Annotated in this window: 12 protein-coding genes; 4 read left to right on the forward strand and 8 right to left on the reverse strand. The window is 64.2% G+C overall.

Translation table 11 applies throughout. The annotated features are described in order from the left end of the window. Positions 1-20: 20 nt before the first annotated feature. From EN852_RS10165 to EN852_RS10180, 4 genes are read right to left on the reverse strand one after another with little or no spacing between them, the layout of a single operon-like run. On the reverse strand, positions 21-665 hold the full coding sequence (locus tag EN852_RS10165; protein ID WP_127863805.1) for an ABC-type transport auxiliary lipoprotein family protein: 645 nt from the start codon (positions 663-665) through the stop codon (positions 21-23). A 37-nt stretch (positions 666-702) separates the two neighbouring features. Further along, complete coding sequence (locus EN852_RS10170) at positions 703-2,076, reverse strand: MlaD family protein (protein ID WP_127863804.1); 1,374 nt, start codon at positions 2,074-2,076, stop codon at positions 703-705. A 14-nt stretch (positions 2,077-2,090) separates the two neighbouring features. Next, entirely contained in the window at positions 2,091-2,900 is an 810-nt protein-coding gene (locus tag EN852_RS10175; RefSeq protein WP_127875137.1) for an ABC transporter ATP-binding protein, read from the reverse strand. 1 nt (position 2,901) lies between these two features. Further along, positions 2,902-4,089: an ABC transporter permease gene (locus EN852_RS10180; RefSeq protein ID WP_127875136.1), complete on the reverse strand. Its 1,188-nt coding sequence runs from the start codon at positions 4,087-4,089 to the stop codon at positions 2,902-2,904. A gap of 77 nt (positions 4,090-4,166) precedes the next feature. On the opposite strand from EN852_RS10180, the gene dgcA reads away from it, so the two are divergent. Continuing rightward, complete coding sequence (gene dgcA / locus EN852_RS10185) at positions 4,167-5,150, forward strand: N-acetyl-D-Glu racemase DgcA (protein WP_127875135.1); 984 nt, start codon at positions 4,167-4,169, stop codon at positions 5,148-5,150. Here dgcA and EN852_RS10190 read toward each other — a convergent pair. Continuing rightward, positions 5,121-6,335, reverse strand: coding sequence for an MFS transporter (locus EN852_RS10190; protein WP_127875134.1), 1,215 nt, complete (start codon positions 6,333-6,335; stop codon positions 5,121-5,123). The genes dgcA and EN852_RS10190 overlap by 30 nt on opposite strands. Positions 6,336-6,526: 191 nt before the next feature. Continuing rightward, positions 6,527-7,357, reverse strand: coding sequence for a UDP-2,3-diacylglucosamine diphosphatase (locus tag EN852_RS10195; RefSeq protein ID WP_127863799.1), 831 nt, complete (start codon positions 7,355-7,357; stop codon positions 6,527-6,529). Positions 7,358-7,477: 120 nt separating this feature from the next. On the opposite strand from EN852_RS10195, the gene EN852_RS10200 reads away from it, so the two are divergent. After that, positions 7,478-8,257, forward strand: a complete 780-nt coding sequence (locus EN852_RS10200) for an SDR family oxidoreductase (RefSeq protein ID WP_127863798.1) — start codon at positions 7,478-7,480, stop codon at positions 8,255-8,257. Positions 8,258-8,407: 150 nt separating this feature from the next. Further along, complete coding sequence (locus EN852_RS10205) at positions 8,408-10,729, forward strand: NADP-dependent malic enzyme (RefSeq protein ID WP_127875133.1); 2,322 nt, start codon at positions 8,408-8,410, stop codon at positions 10,727-10,729. 9 nt (positions 10,730-10,738) lie between these two features. Here the strand turns inward: EN852_RS10205 and EN852_RS10210 are convergent, their stop codons facing one another. Then, positions 10,739-11,359: a DUF1287 domain-containing protein gene (locus EN852_RS10210; RefSeq protein ID WP_246694228.1), complete on the reverse strand. Its 621-nt coding sequence runs from the start codon at positions 11,357-11,359 to the stop codon at positions 10,739-10,741. Between the two features lie 225 nt (positions 11,360-11,584). On the opposite strand from EN852_RS10210, the gene EN852_RS10215 reads away from it, so the two are divergent. Next, positions 11,585-12,814, forward strand: coding sequence for a DUF2865 domain-containing protein (locus tag EN852_RS10215; protein ID WP_127875132.1), 1,230 nt, complete (start codon positions 11,585-11,587; stop codon positions 12,812-12,814). Here the strand turns inward: EN852_RS10215 and gltX are convergent. Then, the gene (gltX, locus tag EN852_RS10220; RefSeq protein WP_127875131.1) at positions 12,732-14,105 is read right to left on the reverse strand and encodes a glutamate--tRNA ligase; all 1,374 of its coding nucleotides are present in this window, start codon (positions 14,103-14,105) and stop codon (positions 12,732-12,734) included. The genes EN852_RS10215 and gltX overlap by 83 nt on opposite strands. Between the last annotated feature and the right edge of the window lie 631 nt (positions 14,106-14,736).

Here is a 14,736-nt window from a genome sequence, read left to right on the forward strand (position 1 = left end):
ATTGTCGGCTCGGCCGGCGTTCAGATCGTCTGGTCCGTCCAGCGGACGATATCCTTGGCCGCCTGGCCGAAGGCATTGTCCAGCGCGCCGACGTAAGCCGCGTTGCCGCTGCCCGAGACCGGCGCGCTCGCGGTGAAGTCCTTCGAGGCGCGCACCTCGCCGTTGCGGTCGTTCAGGATGCGCACGAACAGATCGACCTCGGCATGCTCGCCGCCATTGACGCGCACCTCGAAGGAGCGCACCTCGACGATGATCTGATAGTCGATCGCCAGCCCCTCGCCCGGCTTGCCGACGCCGGCAAAGCTGCCGGAGCGCTGGAAGGTCTCGGCCAGCCTCGCCTGCACGATCAGCGGCAGCCGGTCCGCCCACTGCGCGCCTTTCAGGAACTGGATCGACTGGTCCGAAGGCCTGATGACGATGTTCTGGCTGTCCAGCGCCTTGAGCGCGGATGGCTGGGCGATCAGGATCTGGCGGCGGCTGTGGGCGCGCACGTCGACCGACGGCGCCGACAATTCGAACGTGTCGAGCGGCGCCGGCTTGCCGCCCAGAACCGCGCAGCCGGCAACCGCAAGTACCAGCAATGCCGCCGCGGATGATCTCAAACTACCCGCTACCACCCTGACCGACTTCACGCGTGATCCCCGTTGTCCCCGATCAACCCGCATTCGCGGTTCATTTTCTTGGCGGTCGCGGCGGCCGAAGTCAACGCCGTGCCCTTCCGTCGAACTGACGAACCTCGCCCTCGCCGCCGGACAGGATGCGCTGCGGATTGCGGCTGAGATCGGTCACCGCTTCCTCGATGCGGTTAATCGAGCGCCGGCTGTCCTGCACCAGCGCTTCCACATTCTGCAGCCCCGAGCCTGAGAAGCGCGACAGGTTGTCGACGATGGTGCCGAGGCGGGAGTTCAGCGTGTCGGCCACCTGCTTGAAGGATTTCAGCGTCGCCCTGGCGTCGGCCATCACGCCGTTGGCCTCGCCGGAGCCGAGGAGATTATCGACCTTGGCCAGGATGCCGTCGACGCGCACCGAGGCGTCGTTGAGGCGCTGCGCAAGCTGGCGGGCATTCTTGATCGTGTCATTGATGTCGTCGGAGCGGTTGGCGATCTTGTCGGTGACCTTGGCGATGTCGGAGGCCGCCTTGTCGGCGTTGGCGCTGGCCTTCTGGATGTTGGCCAAGGCGGCCTTGACGTCGGCCGGATCGATGCCGTCGAGCACGCCGTTGACCTTGGCCAGCGTCCCTTGCGTCTGCTTGGCGAAATCGTTGATCGAGCCGACCGCCGTGTTGACGTTGTCGATGACCGTATCGAATTGCTTCGAGGTCTCCTTCAGGTTCGCCGTCACCGTATCGACATTGGCCACGATGCTCTTGATCTGGTCCTTGTCGACGGAATTGAGCAAGCCTTCGGCCGCTTTCAGCGTGCTGTCGAGCCGGCCCGAGACATTCTTCAGCTGGTCCGAAAGCGAGCTCACCGCCGACAGGAACTTGTCGATGCCGTCCGAGTTCTTGGCCAGCGCATCCGAGAAGGTCTCGACATTCTTGACCGTCTGCGTCAGCGGGCCGCGTACGTCCTTGGTGAAGCCTTCGAGCTCGCTAAGCACCTTGTCGGCGCGGGTAAAGATGTTCTGCGCCGTCTGCAGAAGGTTGGTGACCGCGGACGGGTTGGCGACGATCTCGGCGACCCTGCCTTCCTTCTCCGCCTCGTCGAGCAGCCTGGCTTCCTTGGGGTCGGCACCCTTGAGCTCGATATTGGCCTGGCCGCTGAGGCCGGTAAGTCCGATGTCGGCCTGCGTCGACTTGGTGATCGGCGTCCAGCGGGCGATTTCGGTGTCGGCGATGGCGACGGTCGGATCGTCGCCATCGATATAGACGTTCTTCACGTCGCCCACCCTGACGCCATTGAACAGCACCAGGCTGCCGCGGCTGAGGCCGGAGGCCGAGCCCGGGATGCGCACGCGCAGCATCGCCGTTTCGCCCCGGTCTCCGATCGCGGCCGTCCAATAGACGAAGGCGAAGGCCGCCAGGATCGCGCCCAGCGTGAAGATGCCGACGATTACGTAGTTGGCTCTTGTTTCCATCGCCCCACTTATCGCTATGCGCGCGCCGCAAGATCAAGTTGCCGGGCGCGTTTTCCGCGGAAATAGGATTTCACCCACGGCTCGTCGCTTTTCAGCATGTCGTCGATCGTGCCTTCCACCAGCACCCGCTTCTTGCCGAGCACCGCCACGTGGTCGCAAGCGGTGAACAGCGTGTCGAGATCGTGCGTGACCATGTAGACGGTGAGATCCATCGTGTCGCGCAGCTTGACGACCAGCTCGTCGAATTCGGCGGCGCTGATCGGATCGAGCCCGGAGGTCGGTTCGTCCAGAAAGACGATGTCGGGATCGAGCGCCAGCGCCCGCGCCAGCGCCGCGCGCTTGATCATGCCGCCGGAAAGCTCGGACGGGAATTTCTGCGCCGCGTCGGGCGGCAGCCCGACCAGCTCGATCTTGAGCATGGCGAGCTCGTCCATCAGCGCCTTGGGCAGGTCGAGATATTCGCGCATCGGCACCTGCACGTTCTCCAGCACCGTCAGCGCCGAAAACAGCGCGCCATGCTGAAACAGCACGCCAAGCCGCATATCGATGCGCAGGCGGTCTAAGTCGCTCGCCTTGTCGACGTCGACGCCGAACAGGCTGATCGTGCCCGACTGCTTCGGCATCAGCCCCAGTATGGTGCGCAACAGCACCGATTTGCCGGCGCCCGAGGCGCCGACGAAGCCGAGGATTTCGCCGCGCTTGATGTCCAGCGAAAGCTTGTCGAGGATCAGCTTGTCGTCGATGGCGACGGTGACGTCGCGCACCGAAAGTACGATCTCGTCGTCGTTGGTGGCTTCCTCAGTTGCCGCGCCGCCGTTCGCCATCTCAGAACCCGATCGCTGCGTAGAACATGGCGAAAAGCCCGTCGAGGATGATGACGACGAAGATCGATTTCACCACCGAAGCGGTGACATGCAGGCCGAGCGATTCGGCGCTGCCGCCGACTTTCATGCCCTCGACAGACGCAATGATGCCGATGATCAGGGCCATGAACGGCGCCTTGATCAGGCCGGCGAAGATGGTGCTGAGATCGATGGCGACACGCAGCCTGTCGATGAACGCAGCCGGCGGGATGTCGGAATAGAGCCAGGCGGCGACGATGCCGCCGGCAAGTGCGGCAAAATTGGCGATGATGGTGAGGCAAGGCAGCCCGATCACCAGCGCGACGAGCCGCGGAAAGACAAGCACGCCAATTGGATTGAGGCCGATCACCTTGAGCGCGTCGACCTCCTCGCGCATCTTCATCGAGCCGATCTCGGCCGTGATGGCGCTGCCCGAGCGGCCGGCAAGCATGATCGCGGTCATCAGCACGCCGAGCTCGCGCAGGATCAGCACGCCGACAAGGTCGACGACGAAGATATTGGCGCCGAAATAGCTGAGCTGATAGGCGCCCTGCTGGGCAACGATGGCGCCGACGATGGCCGACATCAGCACCACCACCGGGATCGCGCCGACACCCATGCGATCGATCTGGTTGAAGATCGCGGCGGGATTGACCGCGTGACCGCGCCCGAGCTTCATCTGCGCGCCGCGGATCGTGGCGCCGAGGATGTTCATCGAGGCGAAGAAATCGTCGCGCATCTCGTAGACCCGCCGGCCAACCAGCTCCAGCGCGCGCAGGATGATGTTGGGCGGCCCGGACGGGCCCGATTCGGGCTCGCGGCGGACCGCGTCGCCGACCGCGCCGAGCAGGATCGAGGCGACCTCGCTTTGCCCCTGAAAATGGACCTCGACGCCTTTCTTCTCGAAGGCGCTGGCCAGCCGGTCGATCAGCCAGGCGCCGGCCGTGTCCATCTTTTCGATGCGGGAAAGGTCGAGCGTCAGCTGTTTCGCGCCGCTTCTCCGCTCGATCTTGCGCATGTCCGCATCGACCGCCGCCACGGTGCGCGTCGTCCACACGCCGGAAAAGGCGCAGCTCAGCACGCCGCCTTCCTCGCCCGCGGCAACGCGTGGCTGGTGCTCGGCGTCCTTGGCGGCCTCACCGCTTGCGTCGCGTTTGCGGATGGTCAACATGGCGTCCTGTTTAGCCTGACGGGACTGGCGTGTCGATTTGCCGGCAGACTGGTGTCGCACAGCCGGAGAAGAAATTTATGGCGCGTGTCATTTCGGTCGAAATGGAGCGATTCCCGATCGCCGGCACCTTCACCATCTCACGCGGATCCAAAACCGAAGCCGAAGTCATCACCGTAACGATCGCTGACGGGGGACGTTCCGGGCGCGGCGAGTGCGTGCCTTACAAGCGCTACGGCGAGACCATGGACTGCGTATACGCCGCCATCGAGGCGATGCGCGACCAGATCGCCGGCGGGCTGGGCAGGACCGCGCTGCTTGATGCCATGCCGGCAGGCGCGGCACGCAATGCCATAGATTGCGCGCTGTGGGATCTGGAAGCCAAGCTGACCGGCACGCCCGTGGCGGCGGCGATCGGCGTCCTTCCGTCCAAGCCGCTGGAAACCGCCTACACGCTGTCGCTTGCCGAACCGGAAGCCATGGCCGCGCAGGCGCGCGCCAATGCCGCGCGGCCTTTGCTCAAGGTCAAGATCGGCGGCGACAACGACATGGCGAGGATACGCGCAGTGAGAGAAGCCGCTCCAGACAGCCGCCTAATCCTCGACGCCAATGAAGGCTGGACCGATGACGACATCGAAGCCAATCTAGCCTTTGCCGCCGATCACGGCATCGCGCTGATTGAGCAGCCCCTGCCCGCCGGCCGCGACGAAATCCTGCGCCGGATAGCGCATCCGGTGCCGATCTGCGCCGACGAAAGCGTGCACGCGGCGAAGGACCTCGACGCGCTGGTCGGCCTCTACGACGCCGTCAACATCAAGCTCGATAAATCCGGCGGCCTTACCGAGGCGTTGAGATTGCGCGACCGTGCCCGCGATCTGGGCTTCGGGATCATGGTGGGCTGCATGGTCGGCACCTCCCTCGCCATGGCGCCTGCGGTTTTGCTGGCGCAGGATGCGGACTTCGTCGACCTCGATGGCCCGCTGCTGCTTGCGCGCGATCGCGAGCCCGGCCTCGTCTATCAGGGGTCGCTGGTTTCACCCCCTGACAGAGAGCTTTGGGGCTGAGCGCGCGGCAAGACCGATCAGCGCCATGCCGATGATCGCGATCGGGATCATCGCCCAGAAACCTTCGACGCCGAAGCGGTCGTAAAGCGGGCCGGAAGCAAGCGTGACGGCGGCCATGAAGAAGCCGTTGAAGAAATAGGCGATGCCTTGCGCCGCGCCCGTGCGCTCCTCGGAAACCGTCTCGCCGATCATTTTCTGCAGGCCGATCAGCACCATCGCGACCGAAACCGAGTGCAGGGACTGGACAAGGAAGAAGCCGGCGACGCCAAGCCCGAGCGGCCAGACGAGCGGAAAGGCGATCCAGCGCACGACCGAACCGATGCTGGCGATCACCATCACCCGCACGACCGAGACGGAGGCGAAAATGCGGTTGAAAAACAGGAACATGCAAACTTCGGATACCACGCCCCAGGCCCATAGCAGGCCAACGACGGAATCGCCGATGCCGATCGACTTCCAGTAGATCGACACGAAGCCGTAGAGGAAGGCGTGGCTGGCGGTGATGACGCCGACGCCGAGCGTGAAACAGAGGAAATAGGCGTTGAACAGGCTGGGCGCCTGGTGCTGGATCTCAGTGGCCGACAGTGGCGAGGCCTTGCGCGGCCGCCCCATGCGCGGCGCCCAGAACCCGGCAGCGAGGGCCGCGCCGAGCGCCACGAAGATGATCACCGGAACCGCCTGCGGGCCGGTGGCCGCCAGGATGAATCCGCCCACCACATTGGCGCAGAGGTAGGAGATCGAACCCCATTTGCGCATTGCCGTGTAATTGGAGCCGAAGCGCCGCACGCCCGACAGCGCCAGCGAATCGGCCATCGGCGAGTGCGGAGTCCAGACGATGGTGAGCAGCAGCGACACGGCAAGCACGATCGCGTAGGTGGCCGGCAGGAAATAGCCGGCGGAGACGACCATCGAGGCCGCGACCAGTGCGATATAGACATTGGCGCGGTCCTTCGCCCGGTCGGCAAGCGCAGTGAGCATCGGCGTGGTCACGACCCGCAGGAACATCGGCGCAGCAAGGATCACCGCGATCTGCTCTGCATGGAACCCTTTCGCCTGCAGCCAGAGCGGAAAGTATGGCAGATGCGTGCCCTGCGACACGAACAAGGTCGCGAAGATCAGGCTGATGCGCAGTTCGAAATGGCTGGGCTTGATGCGTTGTTCGGGCGAGAGCGGCGGCAGCGACATGGATCGATCCAATTTCGCTGCAGTCGACGGCCTGCAACGCGTCTCGATCCCTAACATGCGGCAACGTGCGGCGGAACCGTCTGGACCAATCGATCGGGCTGCAAACTGGTGAATACAGCCAGCCGAACTAAGCCGTCCCGCTGTGGTCCACGGTTACGGGCCGAACCGGTCAAGCAACGGGGCAGGTGCGTTCAGGCCGCCTGCGCCGCCCTGCCCTTGAGGTCGATGATGTCGACCGGCACCAGCACATCCTTGCCGGCGGAAGATTCGGGCAGCACATGCGCCCAGGTCAGGATTTCCATGCGGCCGTCGAAGTGCTCGACAACCGCCGTGCAGCTTTCCACCCAGTCGCCGGTGTTGATGTACTGCACCTCACCATAGTTCTCGATGGCGGCATGATGGATGTGGCCGCAGATCACGCCGTCGACATGGGAACGCCGCGCCTCTTCCGAAAGCACCGTCTGGAACGAGCCGATGAAGTTCACCGCCTTCTTCACCTTGACCTTGGCCCAGGACGAGAACGACCAGTAAGGCAGGCCGAGCAGATGGCGCAGCTTGGTCACCACCCGGTTGATCAGCATCGCCGTGTCATAGGCATAGTCGCCGAGATAGGCGAGCCAGCGCTGGTTGTGCACCACCGTGTCGAACTGGTCGCCATGGATGACCAGCAGGCGCCGGCTGTCGGCGGTTTCGTGGATGGCGCGGTCGGCAACGACGATGCCGCCGAAATGCACGCCCTGGAATTGGCGCGCGAATTCGTCGTGATTGCCAGCGATATAGGTGATCGAGGCGCCCTTGCGCGCCTTGCGCAGCAGCTTCTGCACGACGTCATTGTGACTCTGCGGCCAGTGCCAGCTGCGCCGCAGCCGCCAGCCGTCGACGATATCGCCGACCAGATAAATGATCTCGGCGTCGTGATAGCGCAGGAAGTCGATCAGGAAATCGGCCTTGGCCGCTTTCGAGCCAAGATGCACGTCGGAAATGAACAGGGCGCGGAAAGTGCGGGGCTCTGGGGCTGACATCGCGATTTTACCCTTTGCTTTGCGTGCCTATGCCCCGATTCATGCAACAACCGTATGACGGTTGCGGTTGGTCCAGCCCAGGCGCTAGCTTGCGCGCAACGTATTCAGGAGGAAATCACCATGGATCTCGGCATTCGCGGCAAGAAGGCCATCGTCTGCGCCTCAAGCAAGGGACTTGGAAAAGGTTGCGCCATGGCGCTGGCCGAGGGCGGTGCCGACCTTGTCGTCAACGGCCGCAACGCCGAGCTTCTGGCCAAGACCGCGCAAGAGATCCGCGATAAATTCGGCGTCAAGGTGATCGAAGTTGCCGGCGACGTGTCGAAGCCCGAGGTGCAGAAGGCGCTGCTTGCCGCCTGCCCCGACCCGGACATCCTGGTCAACAACAATGGCGGCCCGCCGCTGCGCGATTTCCGCGAGCTTGATCGCGCCAAGATCCTTGAGGGCGTGACGCAGAACATGGTCACGCCCATCGAGCTCATCCAGGCAGTGATCGACGGCATGGCCAAGCGCGGTTTCGGCCGCATCGTCAACATCACCTCGCTGTCGGTCTATGTGCCGATTCCCGGCCTCGACCTGTCTTCCGGCGCGCGTGCCGGCCTGACGTCGTTTCTGGCCGGCGTGGCGCGCACGGTGATCGACCGCAACGTCACCATCAACAGCCTGCTGCCCGGCAAGCTCGACACCGACCGCCTGCGCGGCCCGCATGAGGCAGGCAGCCCGGAAGACCCGGCCGCGGCCGCCGCGCGCAAGGCCCGCATCAGCGCCGACGTGCCGGCAAAACGTCTCGGCACGCCGGAGGAATTCGGCCAGATCTGCGCCTTCCTCTGTTCGGTCCATGCCGGCTACCTGACCGGCCAGAACATCCCGGTCGATGGCGGCCTCTACGTCAGCGCGTTCTGAGCATCGCCTGAAGCTCCCCAGCCAACCAGCTGGAATCGGTAGATTATTTCCGCTCCGGCATTGTGAAGCCGGAGCCTGCGATTTGCGGTCGCGAAAAATCGCGAGCGCATGCTAAAAGGCTCCAAACCAGTATCGCAGGGAGGGGCCGCAATGGACGGCGAGAACAAGAAACCGGCTCGGTCGGACCTCGACGAGGCCGCCCTCTTCTTCCACAAGTATCCAACGCCGGGAAAGCTCGAGATCCAGGCGACGAAGCCGCTCGGCAACCAGCGCGACCTGGCGCTGGCCTATTCGCCGGGCGTGGCTGCGCCCTGCCTAGAGATCCGCGACGATCCGGCCACCGCGGCCGACTACACCGCGCGCGCCAATCTTGTCGGCGTCGTCTCCAACGGTTCCGCTGTGCTTGGGCTCGGCAATATCGGTCCGCTCGCCTCCAAGCCGGTGATGGAAGGCAAGGCGGTGCTGTTCAAGAAATTCGCCGGCATCGACGTCTTCGACATCGAGATCGACGCGCCTGAGATCGAGCGCATGGTCGAGACGGTGGCCGCGCTCGAGCCAACCTTCGGCGGCATCAATCTGGAGGACATCAAGGCGCCGGAATGCTTCGAGGTCGAGGAGCAGCTGAAGGCCCGTATGGGCATCCCGGTTTTCCACGACGACCAGCATGGCACCGCGATCATCGTCGCCGCCGCGGTGCTCAACGGGCTGGAACTGGCCGGCAAGACGATTTCCGACATCAAGATCGTCACCTCCGGCGCGGGCGCCGCCGCGCTTGCCTGCCTCAACCTTCTGGTCTCGCTTGGCGCCAAGGTGGAAAACATCTGGGTCACCGACCGTTTCGGCGTCGCCTACAAGGGCCGCGTCGAGGAGATGGATCGCTGGAAGGACCCTTATGTGAAGGACACCGAGGCGCGCACACTGGCCGATGTCATTCCCGGCGCCGACGTCTTTCTCGGCCTCTCCGCCGCCGGCGTGCTGAAGCCCGAGCTTTTGCAGCATATGGCGCCGAAGCCGCTGATCCTGGCTTTGGCCAATCCCAATCCCGAGATCATGCCGGAAGTGGCGCGTGCGGCCCGGCCGGACGCCATGATCTGCACCGGCCGCTCCGATTTTCCCAATCAAGTCAACAATGTGCTGTGCTTTCCTTACATCTTCCGCGGCGCGCTCGATTGCGGCGCCAGCGCCATCAATGAGGAGATGAAGATGGCGGCCGTGCGGGCGATCGCCGCCCTTGCCCGCGAGGAGCCTTCCGATGTCGCGGCACGTGCCTATTCCGGCGAGACGCCGATATTCGGTCCCGATTTCCTGATCCCCTCGCCCTTCGATCCGCGCCTTATCTTGCGCATCGCGCCGGCGGTGGCAAAGGCTGCCTGCGACAGCGGCGTCGCGACGCGGCCGATCGCCGACTTCGCCGCCTATATCGACAAGCTCAACCGCTTCGTCTTCCGCTCCGGCCTGGTGATGAAGCCGGTGTTCTCATCCGCAAAGGCGTCGAGCGCCAAGCGCGTCATCTACGCCGAAGGCGAGGACGAGCGCGTGCTGCGCGCGGCACAAGTGGTGCTGGAGGAAGGCATCGCCGAGCCGATCCTGATCGGCCGCCCGCATGTCATCGAGGTTCGCCTGAAACGCTACGGGCTGCGCATCAGGCCGGGCGTCGATTTCGGCCTGATCAATCCCGAGGACGATCCCCGCTACCGCCACTATGTCGATCTGCTGATCGAGCTCGCCGGCCGGCGCGGCGTGACGACGGAAGCCGCCCGCACCATGGTGCGCACCAACAATACGGTGATCGCGGCGCTCGCGCTGAAGCGTGGCGATGCGGATGCCATGATATGCGGGCTCGAAGGTCGCTTCGAGCGGCATTTGCGCAATGTCTCGCTGATCATCGGGCCGCGCGCCGGCGTCAAGGACCGCGATCTGTCGACGCTCTCCATGCTGATTTCGCAGCGAGGCATCATCTTTCTCACCGACACCTATGTCTCCATCGATCCCACGGCCGAGGAGATCGCGGAGATGACCGTTCTCGCGACGGAGCAGATCAGGCGTTTCGGCATGGAACCCAAGGCCGCCCTGCTCTCCTTCTCGGATTTCGGTTCGCGCGACGCGCCGAGCGCGCTCAAGATGCGGCAGGCCGCGGCGATCCTGGCGCGCATCGCGCCCGACCTGCAGTGCGACGGCGAGATGCATGCCGATACCGCGCTGTCGGAGCATCTGCGCCAGCGCGTCTATCCGCATTCGCGGCTGAAGGGCGAGGCCAATTTGCTGGTCTTCCCGAATCTCGATTCGGCCAACATCACGCTGACAGCGCTGCGCGCCATGATGGACGCGCTGCATGTCGGGCCGATCCTGCTCGGCACCGACAAGCCCGCGCATATATTGACGCCGTCGGTGACCTCGCGCGGCGTGGTCAACATGACCGCGCTGGCCGTCGTCGAGGCGGCGCACAAGGCGCAGGCGCTCGCTCCGATCTGACTATGTTGCTCAGGTTGGCGCGAAGCGGAAATGCCCCGTCCGCCTGAAGACGTAAAGAGTGTCCTCTTCGCGGGCGCCCTGGCCGATATTGTGAATGACCAGCGGCCGCTCCGGCGCCTCGGTCGAGCGGTTGGATGAGATGATGGCGATATGCGTCAGGTTGCCAGGCAGCATCTGTGTGACGAGATCACCCGGCAGGTAGTCGGCGGGATCCTCGCTGACGGCCAGGGAAGCGCCTCGCCGCTCAAAGAACACGGCGAGATTGGGCACGCGGCGGTGGTCGATGTTAGTATCTGTCGATTTCATGCCCCAAGCCTTCGGATAAGCGGCGAAATTGGCCGCCATGTCCTCATGCACCAGCCTTTGCAGGTCGAGGCGAAAGGCGCGGCGATAGGAGCGGATCACGACATCCGTGCACACGCCCCGGTCCTGCGCCTCATCGCCGCCCGGGTATCCGATGCGGGTGTAGGTGGGATCGTAGATGGTCGTGACGCCGATCTGGCGACGTGCTGCATCGACCAGTCTCGACTGCCATTCCGGCGCGATGGACTTCTTCCCGGCCATGGCCGGCGGCATCGCCAGACACAGAAGGCCGAACTGCAGTGCGGCTCGACGGGTGATCGGGGTCAATGACTGGCTCCGGCCTTGCTGGACCGGGAGATTTTCAGAGTCGACTACGTCTTTTTTGCACCTCCTTTGTGCAACTTCCATGCAGCGCGAGACTGCGCTCGCCGCTTTGTCAGAACATCGGTGAGGCCAATCTGGGCCTGGACCGTCTTTGGCTGTAAATTTGAGGGAACGATTAACCGCGAATCCGGTAGCATCCAGACAGACTGGTGAGCTGAGTTTGGGCACATGAATGGCGGAGGGCTGAAGCTGACCCACCTTGTGGCGCTGCTCGCAGCGCTTGAGGGTTCAGCCTTCGCCGTCGATCAATCCCAGGCGGCCTCGCGCACCTGCAGGCAGCTCGAAGCCGAACTCGCCGCGACGCGCGGTGGTGGCGGAGGGCCGGGCCTCGTCCGCAAATATGATGACGCCATCGCGCGCCAGCGCGAGCAGTTGGCAAGAGCCCGCGGCCGGGCAAGCGATGCTGGTTGCGGCTTCACGCTGTTTTCGCGCAATGTCAGCCAATGCGCGGCGATCAATGCCTCGATAGAGCGCATGAACGCCAATCTCGACACGCTTCAGGCCAAGCGCGAGCGGCTTTCCGCCGGCGGCACGCGGCGCGACCGCGGCCGTATCCTGGCGGCGCTTGACGCCAATAACTGCCGCGACGACGAGATCGCGCCGCGACGCGCGCCGCTTCAGGAGGCTTCCCGCGACGATGGCGGCGGCAATCTTTTCGAGCAGCTTTTCGGCCGCCAGGACGAGCAGCTCGAAACACCCGATGCCCCTGATGTGCCAGACGCTGCGGGCGTGCCGCTTGATGATCCGAGTGTGCGCAACATCCGCCGCGTCATCAACCAGCCCGACGGCATGGACCTGCCGCGACTGGGCGGCGAGTTCCACACCATGTGCGTGCGCACCTGCGACGGCTATTTCTTCCCGATGTCCAACGCCGCCTCCGTCGGCGATTTCGAACGGGACCAGAAGAATTGCGAATCGAGCTGTCCGGGCACCGAGATGCAGGTCTTCTATTCGCGCGGAATGGACGACGACTCCGGGTCGATGACCTCCTCGGTCACCGGCCAGCCCTACGCCTCGCTGCCGACCGCCTATCTCTACAAGCAGGCCAATTATTCGCGGCCGCCGAGTTGCGGTTGCAACGCGCAGGCCGGCAATTTCACGATCATCGGCGGCAACCCGCCCAATCCCGAACAGTCGCAGCCGGAGGGCGGAGTGACACCCTTCATCCCGGTGCCGGCGAACAAGCCCGATCCGGGCGCCGATCCCGAAACGCTCGCCAATGCCGAAGGCGGGCTCGACCTGGACGCGATCAAGCGGCTGACCACCAAGGTGCCGGTGTCGCCGGTCTCGGCGCTTCCGCCGGATCAGCGCAAGGTCAGGGTCGTCGGGCCAGCGTTCCTTCCCGACCCATCAGCGGCAATAGATCTGAAAGCTCCGGCCCCGAAGTCCGCCCCGTGAGCGCCAGCCGCAGCGGCATGAACAGCGGCTTGCCCTTGCGCCCCGTCGTTTCCTTGATCTTGCCTGTCCAGTCCTTCCAGACCGTGCCGTTCCAGGGCTCCTCTGGCAGCACGTCGAACGCTTGATTGAGGAAATCGCGGTCCTCGGCGGAAAACTCGGCCGGCTCCTGCGGGCCTTCGCTCAGGATTCGCCACCAGCCGACCGCGTCCGACAGGCGGTCGAGATTGCCGCGCACCGCCAGCCAGAACGCCTCGGCCTTGTCACCGGAAATGCCCAGCACCATCAGCCGGTCGCGCGCTTCCTCGAACGGCATGTGATGCATCAGCGCGCGGTTGAGTACGAAAAGCTCGTCCGGATCGAACTTGGAGGCGGACTTGGAGGTCGCCGCCGGGTCGAAATGGCCGGCAAGCTCGGCGAGGTCATGCGCCGCCGTGACATTTTCCGAGGTGCCGACGAGCACCGCCAGCGAGGCGACCGCCATCGGCTCGATGCCATCCTCGCGCAGGCTCTCGATCGACAGCGCGCCGGTGCGCTTCGACAGCCCCTCGCCCGTGGTCGTGGTGAGCAGATTGTGGTGGCCGAAGACCGGCGGCTCGGCGCCGAGCGCCTTGAAGATCGCGATCTGCACGCCGGTATTGGTGACATGGTCGTCGCCGCGGATGACATGGCTGACGCCCATCTCGATATCGTCGACCACCGAAGGCAGCGTATAGAGATAGGTGCCGTCCTCGCGCACCAGGACGGGGTCCGACAGCGAGGCGAGATCGACCGTCTCCTCGCCGCGCACCAGGTCGTTCCAATGCACGTCCGTGCGCTCCGGCTGCAGCGGATCGCTGGTGAAATTGGGCAAAAGGAAGCGCCAGTGCGGCTTGCGCCCGTCCGACTGGTATTCGGCCACCTGCTCCGGAGTCAGCGTCAGCGCCTCGCGGCCATAGACCGGCGGCAGGCCGCGCGTGCGACGCACCTTGCGGCGCAGATCGAGCTCTTCCGGGGTCTCGTAGCAGGCATAGAGCACCCGCGCCGCCTTCAGCCGCTCGACCGCCGCGTCATAGATCTCGAAGCGGCGCGACTGGTACTCGGTGACGTCCGGGAAGATGCCCAGCCAGTGCAGGTCATAAAGAATGGAATCAGCATATTCCTGCTTCGAGCGGGCAATGTCGGTGTCGTCGAAGCGCTGGATGAAACGGCCCTTGTTGTTCATGGCGAAAAGCCAGTTGAACAGCGCGGTGCGCGCATTGCCGATATGGATGCGGCCGGTCGGCGAGGGGGCGAAACGTACGGTTACTGACATGAGCGGGGCGTAGCGGATGCTTTTGGCGTTGACAAGACGCGCCCCCCCGCGCAAACGCAACAGATAGTGCAAGCCAGCTAAAATGAAAAGCCGCTGGCCGACACGCTTCGCGGCAGCCTGACAAACCGCGTCAAGTGCCCGGGGACCCGGGCTTCGCATGTCCCCGTTATCCACATATGTGACACACAAGATGTTGGGGTCACAAAACCTACAAAAACGAATCCTTGACGGGTCGAAACGAGTCGCTTTTTATAGGCCATGCGCTCCTGTTGCGGGCGTGACCGGAGAGTTTCGAGGCCGGTCTTTTTTCCCGGATTTTGTGCGTTTTGCCCGAATTTCCGCCTGTTCACGAGGCCGGCGGAAGCGTTGGGATCATTGGGGTTTGGGTGGGCGAAAGGGAGAATTGTCGGCCTGGAAAAAATGATCTGTTAACACTATATTTAGTGTTTGCAGGCAGGCTCGGCGCTAGATAATGTGAACCTCCCTTTGCGGAGGGAATCGACAAAAGTTTCAGTCTTGAGGGACCCGTGGGTCGGCCGGCAACCTGGGTAAGCGCCTGGAAAGGCGTTTGCTTGTCTGCATGATGGCGCCCGCGACGAGGAGAATGTCGGCGTCGCCTGTGATGCCGGCA

The organism is Mesorhizobium sp. M2E.F.Ca.ET.209.01.1.1, assembly GCF_004010375.2.
GTDB lineage: Bacteria > Pseudomonadota > Alphaproteobacteria > Rhizobiales > Rhizobiaceae > Mesorhizobium.